The following is a 23,084-nucleotide window of genomic DNA, read 5'->3' on the forward strand; positions in this document are numbered from 1 at the left end:
TCCACACGGGCCCTGACGGGCCCGGTGGTAATCTACCCCCTGATCTAAAGCCGTTACCTGCCAATGCTCAGTTTCTTCCGCCGCAAAAAAGCCCAGGACGCCTCGCAGGTCGATGCGCCCAAGACCCAGCACTATTCGGCTGAAGAGCTCGCCGCTGCGTTTCCTTCGGCCAGGCCGGCGCCGCCGCCGGAGCCGGTCGCCGCGCCGGTAACGGAGGCCCCTGCACCCGTAGCGGAAGCAGCACCGCAGCCGGTTGCCCAACCGCCTGCAGCAGCGCCTGTCGTTACCCCGGCACCTGCCGCTGCACCTGCCGCACCCGTGGCCACGCCCGCGCCGGAGCGCGTGCTGGCGCCAGAAGATTTCGAAGCCGAAGCCCTTGCCGCCGCCGCGGTACTTGCGCCGCTGGCCCCGGTTACCCCGGCACCGGCACCGGCCGCCCCCGCCGCCGACCTGCCCGTGCTGGTCGATGCCGAGCCCGCCCCGGCCGGTAAGACCGGTTGGCGCGAGCGCCTGCGCAACAGCACCTTCGCACGCAGCTTCGGTGGCCTGTTCTCACGCAATCCCAAGCTCGACGATGACCTGCTGGATGAAATCGAGACTGCTTTGATCACCGCGGACGTGGGCGTCACCGCCAGCACGACCCTGGTGGAAAGCCTGCGCAGGCGCATGAAGTCGCGCGAGTTCGCCGATGCCAATGCGCTGCTGGCCGCCCTGCGTGCAGACCTGATCGCCATCCTGAAACCGGTCGCCAAGCCGTTGCTGATCGACCGCAACGCAAAGCCGTTCGTGGTACTCACCGTGGGCGTCAACGGCGTCGGCAAGACCACCACCATCGGCAAGCTCGCCAAGCGCTTCAAGGACGAAGGCCACAGCCTGATGCTGGCCGCCGGCGATACCTTCCGCGCTGCCGCCGTGGCGCAGCTGCAGGCCTGGGGTGACCGCAACGGCGTCACCGTGATTGCCCAAGGCCAGAACGCCGATGCCGCATCGGTGGCATTCGATGCGCTGCAGGCCGGCAAGGCACGTGGCACCTCGGTGTTGATCGCCGATACCGCCGGGCGCCTGCACACCCAGTCCGGCCTGATGAACGAGCTGGGCAAGATCCGCCGCGTGCTCGGCAAGATCGATCCCGGCGCGCCGCATGAAGTGCTGATGGTGATCGATGGCACCACCGGCCAGAACGCACTCTCGCAGCTGCGCCAGTTCAACGCGGCGGTGAATGTCACCGGCCTGGTGGTGACCAAGCTGGACGGCACCGCCAAGGGCGGGGTGGTGTTCGCACTGGCCCAGGAGTTCGGCATCCCGATCCGCTTCGCCGGCATCGGCGAGCGGCCGGAAGACCTGCGCGTGTTCGATCCGGAAGCCTTCGTCGACGCATTGCTGCCTGAAGCACTCGGCAGTGCCTGAGGCCGCCACCGCGGTTGCGGCCACGCCACCGCAGGCGTCGGCCGCCGGCGGTGATGACCGGTTCGTCGCTCGGCTGCTGCACTGGTTTGAACAGCACGGTCGCCACGACCTGCCTTGGCAGCATCCGCGCACGCCGTACCGGGTGTGGCTGTCGGAGATCATGCTGCAGCAGACCCAGGTGGCGACGGTCATCCCGTACTTCCTGAAATTCCTGCAGCACTTCCCCACCCTGCCCGACCTCGCCGCGGCCGACAACGATGCGGTGATGGCGCAGTGGGCCGGGCTCGGCTATTACGCCCGCGCACGCAACCTGCATGCCGCCGCCACGCGCTGCGTGGACGCCCACGGCGGCGAGCTGCCGCGTGATTTCGATGCGCTGCACGCACTGCCGGGGATCGGCCGCAGCACCGCCGGGGCGATCCTCAGCCAGGCCTGGAATGATCCGTTCGCCATCCTGGATGGCAACGTCAAACGCGTGCTGACCCGCTACCACGGCATCGAAGGATTCCCCGGCCTGCCGGCTGTCGAGCGGCCGCTGTGGACGTTGGCCGAAGCGCACGTGGCACACGTGCCGGCCGGACGGATGGCCGATTACACCCAGGCGCAGATGGACCTGGGTGCAACGCTGTGCACGCGCAGCCGACCGGCCTGCGTGATCTGCCCGCTGCAGGACCACTGCGTGGCGCGCCGCGACGGGCGCACCGCCGAGCTGCCGACGGCCAAGCCGGGCAAAGTGCTGCCGGAGCGGGAAGCGATGGCCCTGTGGCTGCACGACAGACACGGCCGCGTGCTGCTGCAGAAGCGACCGGAGACCGGCATCTGGGCATCGCTATGGACCCTGCCGCAGGCCGACAGCGGCATGGCGCTGCAGGCGTGGTTCGATGGGAACGTTGATGGGGCCCTGGAAGATGCCGAGGAACTGCCCGTGCTGCAGCACACCTTCAGTCATTACCGCCTGCACCTGCAAGTACTACGCACCCGCGTGGAAGGCCTGAAACACGAGCATCCGATGCTGCGCTGGGTGGCGGCCAAGGACCTGCCCGCGCTGGGCCTGCCCGCGCCCATCCGCAAGCTGCTGCAGGCGCGCTGAAGGCCGCCGAGCGTGGCTCGGCGCTACACTATTGCTTCGAACACGAGTACCTGCCCATGCCCCGCACCATTTTCTGCCAGTACCAGCAAGCCGACGCCGAAGGCCTCGATTTCGTGCCCTACCCCGGCGAGCTCGGCCAGCGCATCTTCGCCAACATCGGCAAGCCGGCCTGGAGCGCCTGGCTGGCCCACCAGACCATGCTGATCAACGAAAACCGGCTGTCACCGCGCGATCCCAAGCACCGCGCGTTCCTGGAAGAAGAACTGGTCAAGTACCTGTTCGCCGGCAATGCGGAAAAGCCGCCGGGCTTCGTGCCCGAAGCCTGATCATTCCTGGCGCGCTTCGGCCTGCGCGTGCCGAAGCTGCTGCTCTGAAGCGCGCAGCGCCTTGACGTCCAGCGGGCGGATACTGCCGATGTAACACGGCATCTGCGGCCCCGGGCCCGGCCCGCGCACCAGCACTTTGTCCAGCCGCGCCGATACCCGCCCGACCCGGCTGGTCAGCCCGATCGCCTGCGCGTACGGCAGGTCCGGGCACGGCCCGGTGAGCTCCAGCAGGAACGCCTGGCCCGGCCGCGTCCAGACCGCCAGTGCGCTGTCGCCCAGTTCGTTCCAGCCGTTCAGGCTGCCCTGGAAGGGCATGTCGTTCTGCGGCGCACCGGCGTGGGCGCGGTACAGCGCCAGCCGCTCAACGCTGCTCAATCGCCCGCTGCTGGCACAGGCCGCAAGGCTGACGCACAGGAAGACAAGGATCAGGCGTTTCATGGCGGGATTCCATGGAGATGAAGCTGATGATGCAGCACGCCCGTGAACCCGGTAGTGACGGCCGCCGGCCGTAAAAGCATTGACGGCCAGCGGCCGTCACTACCCGTCAAACGTCGGCGTGGGCCAATGCGTGCAGCTTGCCTTCGCGCAGTTCCAGCACGCGGTCCAGCTTGCGCGCCAGGCTGCGGTCATGGGTGACCAGCACCAGCGAGGTATGCCGGGCGCGGTTGAGTTCCAGCATCAGCTCGAACACGGTGCCGGCGGTGCGGTCATCCAGGTTGCCGGTGGGTTCGTCGCCGAGCACGCAGGCCGGCTGGTTGACCAGTGCGCGGGCCACGGCGGCCCGTTGGCGCTCACCACCGGACAGCTCACCGGGCTTGTGCTGCAGGCGATGGCCGAGGCCGACCGACTCCAGCAACTGCCTGGCGCGGTCATTGGCCGCCGCCACTTCGCCGCCGCCCAGCAGCACCGGCATCATCACGTTTTCCAGCGCGGTGAACTCCGGCAGCAGGTGGTGGAACTGGTACACGAAGCCCAGCGCCCGATTGCGCAGCAGGCCACGGGCGCCGTCGGACAGCGTGGACATCTGCTGGCCGGTGACGAACACCTCGCCCGCACTCGGCGTGTCCAGCCCGCCCAGCAGGTGCAGCAGCGTGCTCTTGCCGGCACCGGAGGCACCGATGATCGCCACGGTCTCGCCGGCGCTGACCTGCAGGTCCAGGCCATCGAACACCGGGGTATGCATCCGGCCTTCGGCGTAGGTCTTGCCCAGCGCCTGCGCGCGGATCACTTCCTGGCCGGGGGAGAAAACCTCATTCATAACGCAGCGCCTCCGCGGGCTGGGTGCGAGCGGCGCGCCACGCCGGGTACAGGGTGGCCAGGAAGCTCATCAGCAGCGCCACCACGGTGATCACCACGATGTCGGCGGTCTGCATGTCGGTTGGCAGGCCGGTGATGTAATACACATCTTCCGGCAGCAGCTTGACGTTGAACACCGCCTCGATGGCGCCGAGGATGCGTTCCAGGTTGAGGGTCAGGGTGATGCCGCCGATCACGCCGGCCACCGTGCCGATGATGCCGATCAGCGAACCCTGCACCATGAACACTCCCATCACCCCGCGCGGGGTCAGCCCCAGCGTGCGCAGGATGGCGATGTCGGCCTGCTTGTCGGTCACCAGCATCACCTGCGAGGACACCAGGTTGAAGGCGCCCATCGCGATGATCAGCGACAGCAGGATGCCCATCACCACCTTCTCCATGCGCAGCGAGTGGTACAGGTTGGCGTTCTGCTGGGTCCAGTCACTGACCCGGTAGGCACCGCCCAGGCGCTGCGCCAGGTCCACCCCGACGGTGAGCGCCTGGTCCATGTCATGCAGCTTCAGGCGCACGCCGGTGGCGCCATCGATGCGCAGCACGCGCTCGAGGTCCTTCATGTTGGCGAACGCCACGCCGCGGTCGATCTCGTTGTAGCCGGCTTCGAAGATGCCGCTGACGGTGAACCGCTTCATGCGTGGGATCGCGCCCATCGGCGTGCCCTGCACTTCGGCCAGCGTCGCCACCACCTGGTCACCGACGTCCACGCCCAGCCAGGTCGCCAGCTCCTGGCCGAGGATGATGTTGTAGCTGCCCTGCGTGAGGCTGTCGAAGCGGCCTTTCTTCATCTTCTCGGCAACCACCGAGACCTTCGGCTCCATCGCCGGGTCCACGCCCTGCACCAGCGCGCCCTGCACGCGGGGGCCGCTGATCATCGCCTGGATCTCGATGTACGGCGCGGCACCGGCCACGCGCGGATCCTGGTAAGCCACGTCCACGGCGCGCTGCCAGTCGCTCATCGGCTCGCCGTCGCGGCTGATGGTGGTATGCGCGGACATCTGCAGCAGGCGGTCGCGGATTTCCTTCTGGAAACCACTCATCACCGCCAGCGTGGTGATCAGCACCGTCACGCCCAGCGCGATGCCGAGGATCGATGCCATCGAAATGAAGGAGATGAAGCCGTTGCGGCGCTTGGCCCGCAGGTAGCGCAGGCCGATGGACACGGGAATGGGTTTGAACATGCAGGTGCGCCAATAGATTCAGCGTATGGTGCCACCTACGGCGGCTTACGGGAAACCTGGCGTGCACGGACGGCCAGACGCAGTTCACGTCGTTGCCCGGGAGACAGCACATCCGGCCAGAAAAGCAGCACGCCGCGCGTTTTCCCCGGACCCTGCCAGCGCAGCTGCAGCCACGGGCCGCGCACGTGCAGCGCAGGATCTTCCAGCTCCAGTCCGTCCAGCAGCAGGGGGCGCGTCGCGTCCTGCAACCACAGCACGCGACGCGGCGCACCCAGCCGCCGCCACAGCAGCACTGCCTGCACAAACCAGCACAGCAGCACGGCCGGCGGCTGCAGCCGCACCGGCATCCCACTGGCGCTGATCAACCACGGTGCGGCCAGCAGCACCACCGCCTCGGCCACGGCCTGCAGCCGCGATGGACGCCATTCAAGCCTTGAGGGTACGGATCCGGTCGAGCAAGGGGACGGCGTGTGCATGCGGGCAGGCCTCGTAACCCATGAACCACCGCCACAACTTATCGTCCTCGCAATCGAGCAGGAACAGGAAAACCTCGCGTTCTTCGGCCGGGGCCGTGGCCCACTCGCGGTCGAGGTAATGCTCGAACAGCTGGTCCAGCTCACGCATGCCGCGGCGGCAACGCCAGCGCAGCTTCTTCAACAGGATCGCTTCGTCCATCGTCATTCCCGGATAGCGCAACGCCGAGCAGGGCTCGGCGTCGCGGGGTACTTCACGGCAACCGCACCACTCAGGCGCGACGCGCCATCATCAGCTTCTTGATCTCGGCAATCGCCAGCGCCGGGTTCAGGCCCTTCGGGCAGGTTCGTGCGCAGTTCATGATGGTGTGGCAGCGGTACAGCTTGAACGGATCTTCCAGATCGTCCAGGCGCGCACCAGTGTCCTCATCACGCGAATCGATGATCCAGCGATAGGCCTGCAGCAGGATCGCCGGGCCCAGGTAACGCTCACCATTCCACCAGTAGCTCGGGCAGCTGGTGGAGCAGCAGGCGCACAGGATGCACTCATACAGACCGTCCAGCTTCTTGCGGTCTTCCGGCGACTGCAGGCGCTCGCGGTCCGGCGGTGCCGGGGTCTGCGTGCGGATCCACGGCTTGATCGAAGCGTACTGCGCGTAGAAGTGGGTCAGGTCCGGCACCAGGTCCTTGACCACGCTCATGTGCGGCAGCGGGTAGATCGGCACTTCGGCCTTGCCGCAGTCGGCGATGGCGCGGGTGCAGGCCAGCGTATTGGTGCCGTCGATGTTCATCGCGCACGAACCGCAGATGCCCTCGCGGCACGAACGACGGAAGGTCAGCGTCGGATCAATCTCGTTCTTGATCTTGATCAGCGCGTCCAGGACCATCGGGCCGCACGCGTCGAGGTCGATCTCATACGTATCGGTACGCGGGTTGCTGTCGTCGTCCGGACTCCAGCGGTAGACCTTGAAGGTACGCAGGTTCTTCGCACCGCTGGCGGCGGCGAAGTGCTTGCCCTTCGTGATCTTTGAATTCTTCGGCAGGGAAAACTCGGCCATGGCTGCTCTCGTTGGCTCAGGCGGCCCGCGCCGTCAAGGCGCGGATTGCATGGTAGGCGGGGGTCGCGATCAGTACACGCGCGGCTTCGGCGGCACCACGTCAACCTCATCGGTCAGCGTGTACATGTGCACCGGACGGTAATCAAAGCTGCACTTGCCCTTGTCATCGACCTTGACCAGCGTGTGCTTGTGCCAGTTGACGTCGTCGCGGTCCGGGAAGTCTTCGTGCGCATGCGCACCACGGCTTTCCTTGCGCTGCTCGGCCGAGTTGATCGTCGCCACTGCGTTGAGCAGCAGGTTGTTCAGCTCGTAGGTTTCGATCAGGTCCGAGTTCCAGACCAGCGAGCGATCGCTGACCTTGACGTCCTGGAACGAATCGAAGATGCCGGCCATCTTCTCGCAGCCTTCCTTCAGCGTCTGGCTGGTGCGGAACACCGCGGCATCGGCCTGCATGGTCCGCTGCATGTTGTCGCGGATCACCGAGGTCGGCGTATCGCCCTTGGCGTAGCGCAGCTTGTCCAGCAGGCCCAGTGCCTTGTCGCAGGCATCGGCCGGCAGCGGCTTGTGCGTAGCGCCCGGCTTGATCGTCTCGGCGCAGCGGTTGGCCACCGCACGACCGAACACCACCAGGTCCAGCAGCGAATTGGAACCCAGGCGGTTGGCGCCATGCACCGACACGCAGGCCGCTTCGCCGATGGCGTACAGGCCCGGGATCACCGCATCGGGGTTGTCGCCGTCGATGCGCACCACTTCACCGTGGAAGTTGGTCGGGATGCCGCCCATGTTGTAGTGCACGGTCGGGATGACCGGGATCGGCTGCTTGTGCACGTCCACGCCGGCGAAGATGCGCGCGCTTTCTGCGATACCCGGCAGCTTGTCGTCGATCACGCCCGGGCCGAGATGGGTCAGGTCGAGAAGGATGTGGTCCTTGTGCTCGCCGACGCCGCGGCCTTCGCGGATTTCCACGGTCATCGAACGTGCGACCACGTCGCGCGATGCCAGGTCCTTGTAGTGCGGTGCGTAGCGCTCCATGAAGCGCTCGCCGCTGCTGTTGCGCAGGATGCCGCCTTCGCCGCGCACGCCTTCGGTGATCAGGCAGCCCGCGCCGTAGATACCGGTCGGGTGGAACTGCACGAACTCCATGTCCTGCATCGCGATGCCCGCGCGCATGGCCAGGCCGCCGCCGTCGCCGGTGCAGGTGTGGGCCGAGGTGGCGCTGAAGTACGCACGGCCGTAGCCGCCGGTGGCCAGCACCACGCCCTGGGCGCGGAACAGGTGCAGCGAACCTTCGGCCATGTCGATGGCCAGCACGCCGCGGCAGGTCCCGTCTTCGTCGAAGATCAGGTCCAGCGCGAAGTACTCGATCATGAAGCGCGCATCGTGCTTCAACGACTGCTGGTACAGCGTGTGCAGCATGGCGTGGCCGGTACGGTCGGCCGCCGCGCAGGTGCGCTGCGCCGCCGGGCCTTCGCCGTACTTGGTGGTCATGCCACCGAACGGGCGCTGGTAGATCTTGCCCTCTTCGGTACGACTGAACGGCACGCCGTAGTGTTCCAGCTCGATGATCGCCGGGATGGCCTCGCGGCACATGTACTCGATGGCGTCCTGGTCACCCAGCCAATCCGAGCCCTTGATCGTGTCGTAGAAGTGGTAACGCCAGTCGTCCTCGCCCATGTTGCCGAGCGCGGCGGAGATGCCGCCCTGGGCGGCAACGGTGTGCGAACGGGTCGGGAAGACCTTGGTCAGGCACACGGTCTGCAGGCCCTTGGCAGCCAGTCCGAAGGTCGCGCGCAGACCGGCACCGCCGGCGCCCACCACGACCATGTCGTACTTGTGTTCGGTGATCTTGTAAGCGGACATCTACTCTGTATTCCTGTCTTGGTGCCTGGGTTCAGGCCGCGCCGAGCGCGATGCGGACCACAGCGAACACACTGACGATGGCGCCGAGCACGGCGATGAACTTCACCGTGGTCTGCAGCGCGACGGCCAGCAGCGAATTATGGATGTAGTCCTCAAGGACCACCTGCAGGCCGATCTGGGCATGCCAGAACATGGCCACCAGGAAGCCGACCACCAGGATCGCATTCCACGGCTTGGCGACGGCGGCCATGGCGGTCGCATGGTCGTCGCCCATCAGGCCGACCACGAACACCAGGAACCAGATCGACAGCACGACCAGCGCGGTGGCGGTCAGGCGCTGGTTGACGAAGTGTTCGGTGCCGGTCTTGGCGGCACCCAGGCCACGCACGTTCTTCAGCGGGGTGCGGAAACGGCTCATGCAGCACCTCCGGCAAGCAGCACGTAGCCGAACACCAAGGCGGTGATCAGCAGCGAGCCGATCACCGAAATCCACGCGCTGCGCACGAACGAAGGAATGCTCATGCCGATGGCGAAGTCCTGGCACATGTGGCGGATGCCGTTGAGCAGGTGGTAGGCGAAGGCCCAGGTCCATCCGAACAGGATGAGCTGGCCGTACCAGGCACCGGCGTGGTCGGTGAAACAGGTCCAGGACGCGGGACCCATCATCAGGGCGAGCAGGCCGCCGGCAATGATCAGGGCGCCCACCGACAGGATGATGCCGGTGGCTCGATGCAGGATCGAGGCAACCATCTGGATCTGCCAGCGGTACACCTGCAGGTGCGGGGATAGGGGACGTTCTCTGCTCGCCATTCGCTGGGCTCGTTGTCTCGGCTGGGCGGCACAATGCCGCGTTGGCTCAATGCTGGATCAGAAATCGATGCAGCGTCCGTTTTTCTCCCAATCACCGTAGCGCACCGGATCAAGTCCGCCGCGGCCACCGTATTCCTTCTGCTCGGCAGGCATGCCTTCGGGCGCGGGCGCCGTCGGATCCAGCGGGGCTTCAGTTTCGGTGTCGGGAGTGGGGGTTGTTTGGCCTATCATCAGGATTCTCGCAACGCACAAATTCTAGACCTCGTTCACGTGCCTGACAACCTTTCCCCTGATTTAGTTGCATATGCCCTGCTGGAAGACCGCCAGCTGGTCTCCCTTTCCGGCCCCGATGCGGCGACGTTTGCGCAGGCGCAGTTCTCCAGCGATGTGGCCGCGCTGAGCGATTCGCATTGGCACTGGAGTGCGTGGTTGACCGCCAAAGGCCGCACGATCGCGGTGTTTCAGCTCATCCGGCTGAGCTCCGACGCGCTCCTGCTGGTCTTCGCTGACGGCGATGCAGATGCGATTGCTTCGCAGTTGCAGCGTTTTGTGTTCCGTCGGAAGGTGAAAATCACGCGCCGCGACGACCTTCAGGTGCGGGCTGCTTTCGCTGCACCGCAGGCCGCGGTCGGCGCAGCCGTGGCCGGTTCGCTGGAAAAACTGCTGGAACTGGACCTTGGCGGAACGGATCTGTTGCGGGTGATGCGCATCACCCCGACGGAGGCCGACATCAAGACGGCGGACGCCGATGCGGCATTGACCGCCGCGTGGCGCCAGGCCGACCTGCGGCTGGGCCTGCCCCGCCTGGTGCCGAGCCAGCGCGAACACTGGACCCCGCAGCAGCTGGGACTGGATCGGCTGCACGGTTACAGCGTCCGCAAGGGCTGCTACCCCGGCCAGGAAATCGTCGCGCGCACGCATTTCCTTGGCAAGGCCAAGCGTGCATTGCAGCTGCTGCAGCTGTCGGCGCCCGCAGAGCCCGGCACCAGCGTCGAGCAGGACGGCAGCGTGCTGGGCAGCATTGCCAGCGTGGCCGATGGGCTGGCACTGGCGGTGTTGCCGCTGGAAACCAGCGATGGGACGCTCAGCGTGGGCGGAGAACCGGCGCAGCGGTTGCCGCTGCGCGATGGCCTGGCGCGCTGACCGCGCTTGGGTAGTGACGACCGCTGGTCGTCATGCAGCCTGCTGACGGCCAGCGGCCGTCACTACCGATGTGGCTGACGGCCAGCGGCCGTCGCTACCCCGATCAGGCGCCCAGGCGTTCGCCGGTTTCCGCATCGAAGAAATGCAGCGCATTGGGCTGCACGGCCAGCTTCAGCGTCTCGCCCACTGCCGGCAGCGCACGCGGCGCCACCCGCATGGTCAGCGCATGCTGGCCGCTGACCAGGTTCACGAAGATTTCGTTGCCTACCGGCTCGATGCCTTCGATGCGCGCATCGAACGTCCATTCGGCACCGGCGTCGGCCGGCTGCAGGTGCTCCGGGCGCACGCCCACCGCGATCGCCTTGTCCAGCCAGCGCGGATCGATGGTCGCCTGGCCCAGCGGCGCCGTCCAGTCGCCATCGCGCACCACCACACCGGCCGCACTACCCTGAAGGGTGCCACGCAGCACGTTCATCGCCGGGCTGCCGAGGAAGCCCGCCACGAACAGATTGGCCGGACGGTCGTACAGTTCCATCGGCGTGTCGATCTGCTGGATCACGCCGTCCTTCAGCACCACGATGCGCTGGCCCAGGGTCATCGCTTCGACCTGGTCATGGGTGACGTAGATCATCGTGGTACCCAGCTTGCGGTGCAGCTGCGCGATTTCGGTGCGCACGCTGTGGCGCAGCTTGGCATCCAGGTTGGACAGCGGCTCGTCCAGCAGGAACACCGCCGGCTCGCGCACCAGAGCACGGCCCAGCGCCACGCGCTGGCGCTGCCCACCGGACATCGCCTTGGGCAGCTTGTCCATCATGTCGGTCAGGCCCAGCGTCTGCGCCGCTTCGCTGATGCGCTTGTCGATGGTGGCCTTGTCGTGGCCGCGCAGCTTCAGCCCGAAGGCCAGGTTCTCCGCCACGGTCATGTGCGGATACAGCGCGTAGCTCTGGAACACCATGGCGATGTCGCGGTCTTTCGGCGCCACGTCGTTGACCACGCGCTCGCCGATGGTCAGCGTACCGCCACTGATTTCTTCCAGCCCGGCGATCATCCGCAGCAGGGTCGACTTGCCGCAGCCCGACGGGCCGACCAATACCATCAGCTCGCCATCGGCGACCTCGAAGGTAGCGTCCTTCACCGCGACCTGGCCGTTGTCGTAGACCTTGCGCACACCCTGCAACTGCACTTTTGCCATATCACTCTTCCAGTCCGCCCGTCACCGGGGCTGTTGCACGTGGACTGCCTTCGGCCCTCCCGACGGCAGTGTTTTTGCCTCAGTGCCGCATGACGGCGCCAATGCAATCGAATACAGTTGCACATTCTGCCATGTAAACGTTTTCACGTGGCAGTATCCCTAGGTCGGAACGCATCATCTGCGTCACGATGTACGGACAGTACCCCGCCCGCCCGTGGCGGGTCGTATCGGCAGACGCCGGATGGCCCGTTGCAGCAGGCGGACAAAGCAGTGCCAAACCTTCCCCGGAACCCAGCCAGGCAGCGATTGACAACGATGTCACCCGGATCTGAAACTCGAGCGATGCACGATACCCTCTTCCTGTTCGGCGCCACCGGCGATCTGGCCCAGCGCTACCTCTTCCCTTCATTGCTGCGCCTGCTTGGCGACGGCCTGTTGCCGGAAGACTTCAAGGTCCGCGCCCTGGCGCTCTCACCGCATGACACCGCGGCGTTCCGGGACATCCTGCGCCCGCGCCTGCAGCAGGCCATGCCCCTGGCCACCGGCGAGGACATCGCCTCGCTGCTGCAGCGCATCGACTACCGCTCGGTGGACCTGCGCAACGCCGATTCGGTGGCCGAAGCGGTGTCCGACCTGGTCGACCGCCGCTGCGTCAGCTACCTGGCCATCCCGCCGGGCCTGTACATCTCCACCTGCGAAGGGCTGGCCAAGGGGGGCGCGCTGGCGGCACCGCACAGGTTGATGCTGGAGAAGCCGATCGGCAGCGACAGCGAAAGTGCCGAACAGATCATCGGCACCATCGGCCAGTGGATCGACGAAGACCGCGTATTCCGCCTGGACCATTACCTGGGCAAGGCAGCGGTGCAGAACCTGATCGCACTGCGCTTCGGCAATACGCTGCTGGAAGCGGTCTGGAACCGCAACTACATCGAATCGGTGCACATCCTGGTGTCCGAGAGCGAAGGCGTGGACGGCCGCGATGCCTACTACGCACGCTCCGGCGCGCTGCGTGACATGGTGCAGAGCCATATCCTGCAGCTGCTGTGCCTGGTGGCGATGGAGCCGCCGGCATCGCTGGAAGCCGACCGCATCCGCGATGAAAAGGTCAAGGTGCTGCGCTCGCTGCGTCCGCTGGATGCCAAGCACGCCGCGCGTGACAGCGTCCGTGGCCGCTATACCGCCGGCACCATCGACGGCCAACCCGCACAGGCCTACCAGCCGCCGGAAGGCAGCGACGTGGAAACCTTCGCCGGCGTCACCGCGCACATCGACAACTGGCGCTGGAGCGGCGTGCCGTTCCACCTGGTCACCGGCAAGCGCCTGCCCGAGCGCACCAGCCGCGTGGTGGTGACCCTCAAGCCGGTCACCCACTGGCTGTTCGAACGTCCGCACCGCGGCCAGGCCACGCCAAACCGACTGGTGTTCCAGCTGCAGCCGCAGGAGAACATCGAACTGGGCCTGATGAGCAGCCTGGCCGGCCCGGAATGGGGCGCGCTGGAACTGCAGCCGCTGGAACTGGAGCTGTCCGTGCCGACCGGCCTGCACCGCCGCATCGCCTATGAACGCCTGTTCCTGGATGCCTTCAACGGCAACCATGCGCTGTTCGTACGCGATGACGAAGTGCGCGCAGCCTGGCAGTGGATCGACAGTGTGGCCGATGCCTGGAAGGACGCCGCGCTGCCGCTGCAGCCCTACCCCGCCGGTTCGTGGGGACCGGACGCCGCAGCCGGCTTCCTGCCCGGCGATGTCGATGGCGGCACGGCCGGGGACAAGGCATGACGGTGCTGGCGCAGCCGATCCTGGTCGCCGACATCGGCGGCACCAACGCGCGCTTCGCGCTGGCGGACACCGCGCATGACACGCCGCTGCTGGAAGACAGCATCCGCGAATTCCCGGTGGTGGACTTCCCTTCGCTCGGCGATGCCGCCCGCCACTACCTGCAGGAAGTGGGTGCCGAAGCCAGCCGCGGTGTGTTCGCGGTGGCCGGCCGCGTGGACGGCGATGAAGCCCGCATCACCAATCACCCCTGGGTGATTTCGCGCAGCCGCACCGCCGCCATGCTCGGTTTTACCGAGCTGCACCTGATCAACGATTTCGCTGCCCAGGCGATGGCCATTTCGCTGCTGCAACCCAAGGACGTGGTGCAGATCGGTGGCGCCAGCTGGAGCCCACGACGCAGCGGTGCGCCGGCCAACTACGGCGTCATCGGCCCGGGCACCGGGCTGGGCGTCGGTGGCCTGGTGATCCGCCACGACCGCTGCTTCCCGTTGGAAACCGAGGGCGGCCATGTCAGTTTCCCGCCGGGCACGCCGGAAGAAATCCGCATCCTGGAAATCCTCTCGGAAACCTTCGGCCGTGTCTCCAACGAACGCCTGATCTGCGGCCCCGGCCTGGTCAACATCCATCGCGCCGTATGCGAGATGGCCGGTTTCGACCCGGGCCACCTGAAGCCGGCCGACGTCACCGCACGCGCCGGCGCGGGTGATCCGCAGGCGATGCGCGCGGTGGACCTGTTCTGCGCGATCTTCGGCGCCATCGCCGGCGACCTGGTGCTGATACAGGGCGCATGGGACGGCGTATTCCTGACCGGCGGACTGGTGCCGCGCATGCTGGAATCACTGCAGCATTCCGGTTTCCGCCAGCGCTTCGAACACAAGGGGCGCTTCTCTTCGATCATGGGCCGGGTGCCGTCGCTGGCGGTGATCCATCCCAATCCGGGCCTGCTGGGTGCGGCGGCGTACGCCGTCGATGCCGAGTGCGCCGTCGCTGGAGCTGCTGCCTGATGCCTACCCCGTTCTCTTCTGATCGCGTCGAGTTCATCGCCCACCGCGAGGCCGACGGCTGGATCGAAGCGGTCGCCGCCGACATGGCGAAGATCCTCAACACCGACATCGCCGAACACGGCCGCGCGCGCATGCTGCTGTCCGGCGGCACCACGCCGGCCCCGGTGTACCAGGCACTGGCCGAACTGGACGTGCATTGGGACCGGGTGGAAGTGAGCCTGGCCGATGAGCGCTGGCTGTCGCCGCAGGATCGCGACAGCAACGCCCACCTGGTCCGCGAAAGCTTCCTGCAGCGCGCCGAAGGGGCTCATTTCGATCCGCTGGTGCGCATCGGCAAGCCGTTGCCGGAGTGCGTCTATACCGCCAACCTGCAGGCGCAGTACAGCCTGCCACCGAGCGTGGTCGCACTGGGCATGGGCAATGACGGGCATACCTGCTCGCTGTTCCCGGGATCGCGCGATCTGCAACGCGCGCTGGAAAGCACCCTGCCCTATGCCGCACTGGACGCGACCGGTTGCCCCGGCTCGAACCAGTGGCCGCTGCGCATCACGCTGACCCCGCACGGCCTGCGCGCCTGCCGCCAGCGCCTGCTGCTGCTGCGCGGCAAGCAGAAACTGGAAGTCCTGCAGCACGCACTGGACAGCAACGATGTCCAGCAGTACCCGATCCTCGCCGCCATCGACCAGCCCGGCCCGCGCCTGCGCGTGCACTGGGCCGACTGATCCGACGTTCCCTCTCGCCACCTCTTCCACGCTGGTAGCCAATGAGTCTGCATCCGCAACTGCACGCCATCACCGAGCGCATCGTGCGCCGCAGCGCCGCTTCGCGCGCCGCTTACCTGGCCGGCATCGACGCCGCCCTGCGCGATGGCCCGTTCCGCAGCCGCCTGAGCTGCGGCAACCTTGCCCACGGCTTTGCCGCCTGCGGTGGCACCGACAAGGGCCGCCTGCGTGGCGGGGTGACGCCGAACCTCGGCATCATCACCTCCTACAACGACATGTTGTCGGCGCACCAACCGTTCGAGACCTATCCCGAGCAGATCCGTGAGATCGCCCGCGAATGGGGCGCGACCGCGCAGGTGGCCGGCGGCGTGCCGGCGATGTGCGACGGCGTGACCCAGGGCCGCGGCGGCATGGAGCTGTCGCTGTTCTCGCGCGATGTCATCGCCCAGTCCACCGCGATCGGGCTCAGCCACGACATGTTCGATGCGGCGATCTACCTCGGCGTGTGCGACAAGATCGTGCCGGGGCTGCTGATCGGCGCGCTGGCCTTCGGCCACCTGCCTTCGGTGTTCGTGCCGGCCGGGCCGATGACTCCGGGCATTCCGAACAAGCAGAAGGCCGAAGTGCGCGAGCGCTATGCCGCCGGCGAAGCCACCCGCGAGGAACTGCTGGAAGCCGAAGCGGCCTCCTACCATGGCGCGGGCACCTGCACGTTCTACGGCACGGCCAACTCCAACCAGGTGCTGCTGGAAGCGATGGGCGTGCAGCTGCCGGGCGCCTCGTTCGTCAACCCGGAACAGACCCTGCGCGGCGCGCTGACCCGCGAAGCGACCGTGCGTGCACTGGAAATGACCGCGCTGGGCGATGACTACCGGCCGATCGGACGGATCATCGACGAGCGCGCGATCATCAACGCGATCGTCGCCTTGATGGCCACCGGCGGTTCGACCAACCACACCATCCACTGGATCGCGGTGGCCCGCGCCGCCGGCATCGTGGTGACCTGGGACGACATGGACCAGCTGTCCCAGCTGATCCCGCTGCTGACCCGGGTGTACCCCAATGGCGAGGCCGACGTGAACCGCTTCGCGGCCGCAGGCGGCCCCGCCTTCGTGTTCGGCGAGCTGATCCGCGCCGGGCTGATGCACGGTGACATCGTCACCGTGGCACGCGGTGGCATGGCCGACTACGCGCGCGAGCCACGCCTGCAGGACGGCCAGGTGGTCTGGGTGGACGGCATCATCCGCAGTGCTGATGAAGACGTCGCGCGCGGCGTGGACAATCCCTTCGAAAGCCAGGGCGGCCTGCGCCTGCTGCGCGGCAACCTCGGTCGTTCGCTGATCAAACTTTCGGCGGTGAAGCCGCAGTACCGCAGCATCGAGGCCCCTGCGGTGGTCGTGGATGCGCCGCAGGTGCTGAACAAGCTGCATGCCGCCGGCCTGCTGCCGCAGGACTTCGTGGCCGTGGTGCGCTACCAGGGGCCGCGTGCCAACGGCATGCCGGAACTGCATTCGCTGGCACCGCTGCTGGGCCTGCTGCAGAATCAGGGCCGGCGCGTGGCGCTGGTGACCGATGGTCGCCTGTCGGGTGCGTCGGGCAAGATTCCGGCGGCGATCCACATGACCCCGGAAGCCGCCCGCGGCGGCCCGCTGGGCAAGCTGCGCGAGGGCGACATCATCCGCCTGGATGGTGAGGCGGGCACGCTGGAGGTGCTGGTCGACGAGGCCGAATGGACGGCACGCACGCATGCGCCGAACACCGCGCCAGCGGCCAACGATCTGGGACGTAATCTGTTCGCGGTGAACCGCCTGGTGGTGGGGCCGGCCGACCAGGGCGCGATCTCCATTTCGTGCGGGCCGGCGGCGGCCGATGGCAGTGCGTGGGATTACGATGCGGAATATGAGCTGGGGCATGACGCCGCGGCGGCGGATGCACCGCACGAGTCGAAGGACGCCTGAGCGCGTTGCGCGGCGGGTTGGTCGGCTGGCGGTGGCGGTGGGAATGCCGCCGCCAGGACACGCCGTGAACCCATCCATGGGGGCTCGCACTCGCGCGTCGTGCGCGAGAGCGGTCCCGGCGGCGGCATTCCCACCGCCACCTCGGACACACGTCGGCGCATCCACGCGTCGCAGATAAATAAAAAGGAAAAGCAGGGCATGAGCATTCAGCAGCATCAGGTGCGGGCGGCGGAAATGTTGACGGCGGCGGGGATCCTGCCGGTGGTCACGGTGCATACGCTGGATCAGGCGCGGGCGGTCAGTGCGGCGCTGCTGGAAGGCGGCTTGCCGGCCATCGAGCTGACCCTGCGTACGCCGGTGGCGATGGAAGCGCTGGCGATGTTGAAGCGCGAGCTGCCGGGCGTGGTCGTCGGTGCCGGCACGGTGCTGACGGTGGAGCAGATGCAGCAGTCCATCGATGCCGGTGCGGACTTCCTGGTCACCCCGGGCACGCCGTCGCACATGGCCGATGCACTGGCTGCTGCGCCGCTGCCGGTGGTGCCCGGTGCGGCGTCGCCGACCGAACTGCTGGCGCTCTACGCGCGCGGTTTCCGGGTCTGCAAGCTGTTCCCGGCGACCGCCGTGGGTGGGCTGGCGATGATCAAGGGCCTGGCCGGACCGGTGCCGGACCTGAAGCTGTGCCCGACCGGTGGCATTACCGAAGACAGCGCCGCGGAGTATCTGGAGCAGAAGAACGTGGTCTGCATCGGCGGTTCGTGGATGGTGCCGGGCAACTGGATCGCCGACGGGGCGTGGGACAAGGTGCGCGATGCGGCCGCCGGCGCGGCGAAGATCGTGGCGCGGGTGCGCGGTCGCTGAGCGATAGCTCCCGGGTCCGGCGAGTGGTAGCGCCGAGCCATGCTCGGCGGGGGCAAGAGCGTGACGACCAACGGTCGTCACCCACCACGACCAACGGTCGTCACCCACCACCCATCACCCACCACCCATCGCGATTACATCGGTCGTGCCGGGTCCACCAGGCCGTACTGGCTGGCCATGCGGGCCAGTGCGATGTTGTCGTGGATTCCCATCTTTTCGAACAGGCGCGCCTTGTGCGTGTTGATGGTCTTGGCGCTCAGGCTCAGCCGGCGCGCGATGTCTTCCTGGCGCAGCCCCTGGGTCAGCAGCAGGGCCACTTCCAGTTCGCGCGGCGAGAGGCTGTCGAACGGCGAGGCGCTGCCTTCCACCGTGGACAGGGCCAGGTTCTGCGCGATGTTGCTGCCCAGGTAACGCCGTCCCAGTGACGCATCGCGGACCGCGCGCAGCAGTTCCTGCGCGTTGCAGCCTTTGCTGATGTAGCCCGATGCACCGGCTTCCAGCAGGCGCTTGGGCATCGGCCCGTCTTCCAGCACCGACACGATGACGACCCGCGTGGCTTCCTGGCCGCGCACGATCCGTTCGGTCACTTCCAGCCCACTGACGCCCGGCAGGTGGAGATCGCACAGCACCACATCCGGCTTCAGTTGCCGGATTTCGCGCAGCGCGTCTTCGCCGCACTCCGCCTCGCCGATGACCTCCATATCGGTTTCGCCGGACAGGATCATCTTCATGCCGGTGCGGACCAGCGCGTGGTCATCCACCAGATAGACACGAATCGTCATGCATCTTCCCCTTTCACTACCGCTTCCGACTTCCACGGTAGGTACCGGGAAGAGGTCCCACAAGCGCAATACCCGACAGCAGGTTCCGAAATGCGGCCGGAATCACACTGCCCCGGCTCCGCGTTCGAAGGTCCGCCGTGAATCCACGTTCGGGATCAATATAGCCTACTAACGATCCGATCTTTATGATTCATTCACGCCACCGGAACATCTGCACCCCGGCGCCACGGTCGGCGCTGGCGGAACATCACCAGGTAACACCCCACCACCCAGACCAGCGCAGCGCACCAGCCGGCCAGGATGTCGGAAGGGTAATGCACGCCCAGGTAGACCCGGGACACGCTGACCAGCACCGCGAACAGCGGCGCCAGCACGGCAACCGGCCAGCGCCAGCGGGTGTTCCAGGCCAGCAGCACGGCCACGCAGGCGAAGGTCATCGACCCCATCGCGTGGCCACTGGGGAAGCTGTAGGTCGATTCTGGTGCGATCGATTCCCACAGGCTCGGCCGGTCACGCTGGAAGAACTGCTTGCTGCCCATGTTCAGCAGCGCCGAGCCGACGAAGCCGATGGCGGCAAAGGCGGCTTCGCGCCATCGTTTGAACCACAACAGCGCTGCCACGATGACCACGTCGGCCGGGATCAGGAACCACTCGTAGCCGAGCCGGGTGATGATCACCACCACCTGGTCCAGTACCGGCCCGTGCCAGCCGTGCAGGCGCCACAACAACGGCGCGTCGAAATGGAAGGCCTCGAACTCATGCACCTCTTCGGCGAGCTCGACGAACACCGCCAGCGGCAACAGCACGCCGGCAAACAGCAGCACGAACCGCCAGGCGTTGCGCGACAGCCAGTGCCGGACGCCGGCAGCCTCTTCCTCCGACCCGGCCAGCATCCCGGGCTTATCCGGCGTTTCGGACATAGTTCTGTTCGACGTAGTCGTCGATCAGCTTGACGAAATCCTGGGCGATGTTCTCGCCGCGCAGGGTGATCTTCTTTTCACCATCGACGAACACCGGCGCGGCGGGCGCCTCACCGGTACCCGGCAGCGAAATGCCGATGTTGGCGTGACGCGACTCACCCGGCCCATTGACGATGCAGCCCATCACGGCCAGCGTCATGTTCTCCGCCCCGGGATGTTCGATCTTCCACAGCGGCATGCGTTCGCGCACGTGGTTCTGAACCACTTTCGCCAGCTCCTGGAAGAACTCGGAGGTAGTGCGGCCACAGCCCGGGCAGGCGGTGACCAGCGGGGTGAACGCACGCTGCCCGGTGGTCTGCAGCAGCTCCTGGGCGACGATCACTTCCTGGGTCCGCGACTGGCCCGGTTCGGGCGTCAGCGAGATCCGGATGGTGTCACCGATGCCTTCCTGCATCAGCACCGCCAGCGCCGCCGCCGAAGCGACGATGCCCTTGCTGCCGATGCCGGCTTCGGTCAGGCCCAGATGCAGGGCGAAGTCCGAACGCTGGGCAAGATCGCGGTACACCGCGATCAGCTCCTGCACCCCGCTGACCTTCGCCGAGAGCACGATGCGGTCGCGTGGCAGGCCGAGTTCGACCGCGGTTTCGGCTGAATCCAGCGCCGACCGGATCAGTGCTTCGCGCAGCACGCGGCCGGCATCCCACGGCTGTTCGCGCTGGGTGTTCTCATCCATAAGCCGGGCCGCCAGCGACTGGTCCAGCGAGCCCCAGTTGGCACCGATGCGCACCGGCTTGTCGTAGCGGATCGCGAACTCGATCAGCTGCGCGAACTGCAGGTCCTTCTTCTTGCCGAAGCCGACGTTGCCCGGATTGATACGGTACTTGGCCAGTGCCTCGGCACACGCCGGCTCAGCGCTCAGCAGCTGGTGGCCGTTGTAATGGAAGTCACCGATCAGCGGCACCTCGATGCCCATCATCGCCAGCTTGTCGACGATGCGCGGAATGGCCGCGGCGGACTCGGGGTTGTTGACGGTCAGGCGCACCATTTCCGAACCGGCCCGCCACAGCTCGGCGACCTGCTTGACGCTGGACGCCACGTCGGCGGTATCGGTGTTGGTCATCGACTGCACCACCACCGGCTTGCCACCGCCCACCACCACGCCGCCGATGCGGACAGGCTGGGTCAGTCGGCGCGGCCAGGAGGTGGGCTCGGCGGGCGGTGTCGGTCGGGAAACGGCGTCATGCATCGCAATATTCTAGCGCTGCTGCGCGACCGTCGGGTGACTCCCATTCAGCCGCGGTGGCATGTGCGGCCGATTGTCGCAGGCGGTACACGCGGGCAACGCATACGATGGCCATCATGACCTCCCCCGATGCCCCCTTCCTGCAGACCCTGTGCAGCCTGCGCTGGCTGGCCACCGCTGGCCAGGCGGCCACCATCCTGGTCGCCACCTGGGTGCTTGGGCTGCCGCTGCCGCAGGTTCCGCTGTGGGCCGGCGTGGCCGTGCTGGCGCTGTTCAACACCTACGCCCAGCTGCGCGTCCATGGCACCGATACCGCCCCGGTGACCGCATTCGGGCACATTCTGGTGGATGTGACCGTGCTGACCTGGATGGTCGGCTGGAGTGGCGGCATCACCAACCCGTTCGGCTCGCTGTTCCTGATCCTGATCGCCCTGGCGGCGCTCGCTCTGCCGGCACGCTGGACGCTGGCGGTGGCCGCTGCCTGCCTGATCGGCTACTGCGTGAGCGCAGCGTTCGGCCTGCCGCTGCCCGCAGGCGGCTACTTTGCGCCGGAAGTCCTGCAGCAATGGGGCGTGGTGGCCAACTTCCTGATCTCGGTGACGGTGGTGCTGGCGTTCTCCACCCGGCTGGCGATCGCCCTGCGCCAGCGCGAACACGAACTGTCGCTGCTGCGCGAGCGCTTCGCACGCAACGAAGGCATCGTCGCACTGGCCACCCATGCGGCCTCGGTCGCCCACGAACTCAATACGCCCCTGGCGACCATGACCCTGCTGGCCGACGACATCGCCGAACAGAACCAAAGCACCGACGTGCGCGACGACGTGGAAACCCTGCGCGAGCTGCTGGTGCAGTGCCGCGAACGGGTGTTGGCGCTGGCCGCGCCCGCGTCGCCGGATGCCCCGGGCCGCGGACCGTCCACCGCCCTGCAGGTGCTGGAACAGTGGCGGCTGGTGCGCCCGACCATCACCCTCACCCGCAACCCCGACGCCCCGCTGACCCGGCCGCTGGACGCCGGCGTGGGCCATCTGCTGATGGTCCTGTTGAACAACGCCGCCGAAGCCGGCGAACAGGTCGGGCGCGCGGAAGTGGAGCTGTCGCTGCGCATCGAGGGCGAAGATCTGGTCGGCGAGGTGCGCGACTTCGGCCCCGGCTTCGACACCCGCAAGGCCGTACTGCCCGGCACCTTGTTCAGCTCCAGCAAGAGCGAAGGCATGGGGGTGGGACTGGCCCTTTCCCACGCCACCATCGAACGCCTGCACGGTGAAATGTGGATGCGTCCGGCGCAGGGCGCCGGCAGCCGCGTCGGCTTCCGCATCCCCCTGGTCCCCCGCGAGGAAACCCCATGAACACGCCCTTCCCCACCCCGGCCTCGCTGCACGGTGATGGCCTGCTGGTTGATGATGACGAGCTCTACCTGCGCACCCTGCAGCGCAGCCTCGCGCGCAAAGGGCTGGAAACGCGTACGGCGCAGGATTCGGCAAGCGCATTGCTGCTGGCCCGGCAGCAGCCGCCGGCGTTCGCCCTGATCGACCTGAAGCTTGGCAGTGAGTCCGGACTGGCGCTGATCCAGCCGCTGCGCGCGCTGCGCGCGGACATGCGCATCCTGCTGGTGACCGGCTATGCCAGCATTGCTACCGCGGTGGAGGCGATCAAGCTGGGCGCGGACGATTACCTGCCCAAGCCGGCCACGGTGCCGATGATCCTGCGCGCACTGGGCGAAGAAGATGACGGCCCGGACGACGACGGCGAGCTGGAGCTGCCCGATGCGATGACACCGATCAGCCGGCTGCAGTGGGAGCACATCCAGCAGGCGATGCATGAGACCGGTGGCAACGTGTCAGCCGCCGCGCGCCTGCTGGGCATGCACCGGCGTTCACTGCAGCGCAAGCTGGCCAAGCGGCCGAGCCCGGAGCCTTCGCGGTAGGCACGGTAGCGCCGAGCCATGCTCGGCGAGCGCAGCGGCCGGG

25 protein-coding genes are annotated in these 23,084 nt (G+C 67.2%); 11 read left to right on the forward strand and 14 right to left on the reverse strand.

Going from position 1 to position 23,084, the window contains the following annotated elements; all coding sequences use genetic code 11:
- The first annotated feature begins 63 nt into the window (after positions 1 to 63).
- Genes ftsY through SOM47_RS01785 form a run of 3 tightly spaced genes read left to right on the forward strand, consistent with a single transcriptional unit; the run spans position 64 to position 2,823 of the window.
- Entirely contained in the window at positions 64 to 1,407 is a 1,344-nt protein-coding gene (gene ftsY, locus SOM47_RS01775; RefSeq protein WP_192083814.1) for a signal recognition particle-docking protein FtsY, read from the forward strand.
- Positions 1,400 to 2,497 carry an A/G-specific adenine glycosylase gene (gene mutY / locus SOM47_RS01780; RefSeq protein ID WP_414715744.1) on the forward strand — a complete coding sequence of 366 codons (1,098 nt, stop codon included), beginning with the start codon at positions 1,400 to 1,402 and terminating at the stop codon, positions 2,495 to 2,497. Before ftsY ends, mutY begins: the two co-directional genes overlap by 8 nt.
- A 56-nt stretch (positions 2,498 to 2,553) precedes the next feature.
- Positions 2,554 to 2,823: an oxidative damage protection protein gene (locus SOM47_RS01785; protein WP_042614005.1), complete on the forward strand. Its 270-nt coding sequence runs from the start codon at positions 2,554 to 2,556 to the stop codon at positions 2,821 to 2,823.
- On the opposite strand, the gene SOM47_RS01790 is transcribed toward SOM47_RS01785, so the two are convergent.
- The 10 genes from SOM47_RS01790 to SOM47_RS01835 form a co-directional block, all read right to left on the reverse strand.
- A complete protein-coding gene (locus SOM47_RS01790) occupies positions 2,824 to 3,261 on the reverse strand; it encodes a DUF6491 family protein (protein WP_042614006.1) in 438 nt (145 codons plus the stop codon).
- A gap of 106 nt (positions 3,262 to 3,367) precedes the next feature.
- Positions 3,368 to 4,081, reverse strand: a complete 714-nt coding sequence (gene lolD / locus SOM47_RS01795) for a lipoprotein-releasing ABC transporter ATP-binding protein LolD (protein WP_042614007.1) — start codon at positions 4,079 to 4,081, stop codon at positions 3,368 to 3,370.
- Positions 4,074 to 5,315: a lipoprotein-releasing ABC transporter permease subunit gene (locus SOM47_RS01800; RefSeq protein ID WP_320504607.1), complete on the reverse strand. Its 1,242-nt coding sequence runs from the start codon at positions 5,313 to 5,315 to the stop codon at positions 4,074 to 4,076. Before SOM47_RS01800 ends, lolD begins: the two co-directional genes overlap by 8 nt.
- Before the next feature lie 35 nt (positions 5,316 to 5,350).
- Complete coding sequence (locus SOM47_RS01805; RefSeq protein ID WP_320504608.1) at positions 5,351 to 5,716, reverse strand: hypothetical protein; 366 nt, start codon at positions 5,714 to 5,716, stop codon at positions 5,351 to 5,353.
- 25 nt (positions 5,717 to 5,741) lie between these two features.
- Positions 5,742 to 5,990, reverse strand: coding sequence for an FAD assembly factor SdhE (locus SOM47_RS01810; RefSeq protein WP_042614010.1), 249 nt, complete (start codon positions 5,988 to 5,990; stop codon positions 5,742 to 5,744).
- Between the two features lie 70 nt (positions 5,991 to 6,060).
- Positions 6,061 to 6,846: a succinate dehydrogenase iron-sulfur subunit gene (gene sdhB / locus SOM47_RS01815; protein ID WP_042614011.1), complete on the reverse strand. Its 786-nt coding sequence runs from the start codon at positions 6,844 to 6,846 to the stop codon at positions 6,061 to 6,063.
- A 69-nt stretch (positions 6,847 to 6,915) separates the two neighbouring features.
- Entirely contained in the window at positions 6,916 to 8,706 is a 1,791-nt protein-coding gene (gene sdhA, locus SOM47_RS01820) for a succinate dehydrogenase flavoprotein subunit (protein WP_042614012.1), read from the reverse strand.
- A 31-nt stretch (positions 8,707 to 8,737) separates the two neighbouring features.
- Positions 8,738 to 9,124 carry a succinate dehydrogenase, hydrophobic membrane anchor protein gene (gene sdhD, locus SOM47_RS01825; protein WP_042614013.1) on the reverse strand — a complete coding sequence of 129 codons (387 nt, stop codon included), beginning with the start codon at positions 9,122 to 9,124 and terminating at the stop codon, positions 8,738 to 8,740.
- Positions 9,121 to 9,516 carry a succinate dehydrogenase, cytochrome b556 subunit gene (gene sdhC, locus SOM47_RS01830; RefSeq protein WP_042614014.1) on the reverse strand — a complete coding sequence of 132 codons (396 nt, stop codon included), beginning with the start codon at positions 9,514 to 9,516 and terminating at the stop codon, positions 9,121 to 9,123. Before sdhC ends, sdhD begins: the two co-directional genes overlap by 4 nt.
- Before the next feature lie 57 nt (positions 9,517 to 9,573).
- Positions 9,574 to 9,747, reverse strand: coding sequence for a DUF1674 domain-containing protein (locus SOM47_RS01835; protein ID WP_080335156.1), 174 nt, complete (start codon positions 9,745 to 9,747; stop codon positions 9,574 to 9,576).
- Between the two features lie 39 nt (positions 9,748 to 9,786).
- Between SOM47_RS01835 and ygfZ the strand changes: the two genes are divergently transcribed.
- Positions 9,787 to 10,659: a CAF17-like 4Fe-4S cluster assembly/insertion protein YgfZ gene (ygfZ, locus tag SOM47_RS01840; RefSeq protein ID WP_320504609.1), complete on the forward strand. Its 873-nt coding sequence runs from the start codon at positions 9,787 to 9,789 to the stop codon at positions 10,657 to 10,659.
- A gap of 103 nt (positions 10,660 to 10,762) precedes the next feature.
- Here ygfZ and SOM47_RS01845 read toward each other — a convergent pair whose 3' ends face one another.
- Positions 10,763 to 11,851 carry an ABC transporter ATP-binding protein gene (locus tag SOM47_RS01845; protein WP_042614016.1) on the reverse strand — a complete coding sequence of 363 codons (1,089 nt, stop codon included), beginning with the start codon at positions 11,849 to 11,851 and terminating at the stop codon, positions 10,763 to 10,765.
- A gap of 342 nt (positions 11,852 to 12,193) precedes the next feature.
- Here SOM47_RS01845 and zwf point away from each other — a divergent pair, with 342 nt between their 5' ends.
- The 5 genes from zwf to eda all read left to right on the forward strand — a co-directional run bounded on the left by zwf (position 12,194) and on the right by eda (position 18,172).
- Positions 12,194 to 13,630, forward strand: coding sequence for a glucose-6-phosphate dehydrogenase (gene zwf / locus SOM47_RS01850; RefSeq protein WP_320504610.1), 1,437 nt, complete (start codon positions 12,194 to 12,196; stop codon positions 13,628 to 13,630).
- A complete protein-coding gene (gene glk, locus SOM47_RS01855; protein ID WP_101099858.1) occupies positions 13,627 to 14,634 on the forward strand; it encodes a glucokinase in 1,008 nt (335 codons plus the stop codon). The genes zwf and glk overlap by 4 nt, the downstream gene beginning before the upstream one ends.
- Entirely contained in the window at positions 14,634 to 15,356 is a 723-nt protein-coding gene (gene pgl, locus SOM47_RS01860; protein WP_042614019.1) for a 6-phosphogluconolactonase, read from the forward strand. Before glk ends, pgl begins: the two co-directional genes overlap by 1 nt.
- Before the next feature lie 41 nt (positions 15,357 to 15,397).
- Positions 15,398 to 17,314, forward strand: a complete 1,917-nt coding sequence (gene edd / locus SOM47_RS01865; protein ID WP_320504611.1) for a phosphogluconate dehydratase — start codon at positions 15,398 to 15,400, stop codon at positions 17,312 to 17,314.
- Positions 17,315 to 17,512: 198 nt separating this feature from the next.
- The gene (gene eda / locus SOM47_RS01870) at positions 17,513 to 18,172 is read left to right on the forward strand and encodes a bifunctional 4-hydroxy-2-oxoglutarate aldolase/2-dehydro-3-deoxy-phosphogluconate aldolase (RefSeq protein WP_042614021.1); all 660 of its coding nucleotides are present in this window, start codon (positions 17,513 to 17,515) and stop codon (positions 18,170 to 18,172) included.
- Positions 18,173 to 18,306: 134 nt separating this feature from the next.
- On the opposite strand, the gene SOM47_RS01875 is transcribed toward eda, so the two are convergent.
- The 3 genes from SOM47_RS01875 to ispG form a co-directional block, all read right to left on the reverse strand.
- Positions 18,307 to 18,954, reverse strand: a complete 648-nt coding sequence (locus SOM47_RS01875) for a response regulator (protein WP_042614023.1) — start codon at positions 18,952 to 18,954, stop codon at positions 18,307 to 18,309.
- Positions 18,955 to 19,148: 194 nt separating this feature from the next.
- Entirely contained in the window at positions 19,149 to 19,874 is a 726-nt protein-coding gene (locus SOM47_RS01880) for a phosphatase PAP2 family protein (protein ID WP_320504612.1), read from the reverse strand.
- Positions 19,855 to 21,120 (reverse strand): flavodoxin-dependent (E)-4-hydroxy-3-methylbut-2-enyl-diphosphate synthase, encoded by a 1,266-nt coding sequence (gene ispG, locus SOM47_RS01885; protein ID WP_123699359.1) that lies wholly within the window; start codon positions 21,118 to 21,120, stop codon positions 19,855 to 19,857. Before ispG ends, SOM47_RS01880 begins: the two co-directional genes overlap by 20 nt.
- A 113-nt stretch (positions 21,121 to 21,233) precedes the next feature.
- Here ispG and SOM47_RS01890 point away from each other — a divergent pair, with 113 nt between their 5' ends.
- On the forward strand, positions 21,234 to 22,463 hold the full coding sequence (locus tag SOM47_RS01890) for an ATP-binding protein (RefSeq protein WP_042614038.1): 1,230 nt from the start codon (positions 21,234 to 21,236) through the stop codon (positions 22,461 to 22,463).
- A complete protein-coding gene (locus SOM47_RS01895; protein WP_057508156.1) occupies positions 22,460 to 23,041 on the forward strand; it encodes a response regulator transcription factor in 582 nt (193 codons plus the stop codon). The genes SOM47_RS01890 and SOM47_RS01895 overlap by 4 nt, the downstream gene beginning before the upstream one ends.
- Positions 23,042 to 23,084 lie beyond the last annotated feature (43 nt).

The sequence above is a fragment of the Stenotrophomonas sp. CFBP8980 genome (assembly GCF_034046095.1).
GTDB lineage: Bacteria > Pseudomonadota > Gammaproteobacteria > Xanthomonadales > Xanthomonadaceae > Stenotrophomonas > Stenotrophomonas lacuserhaii.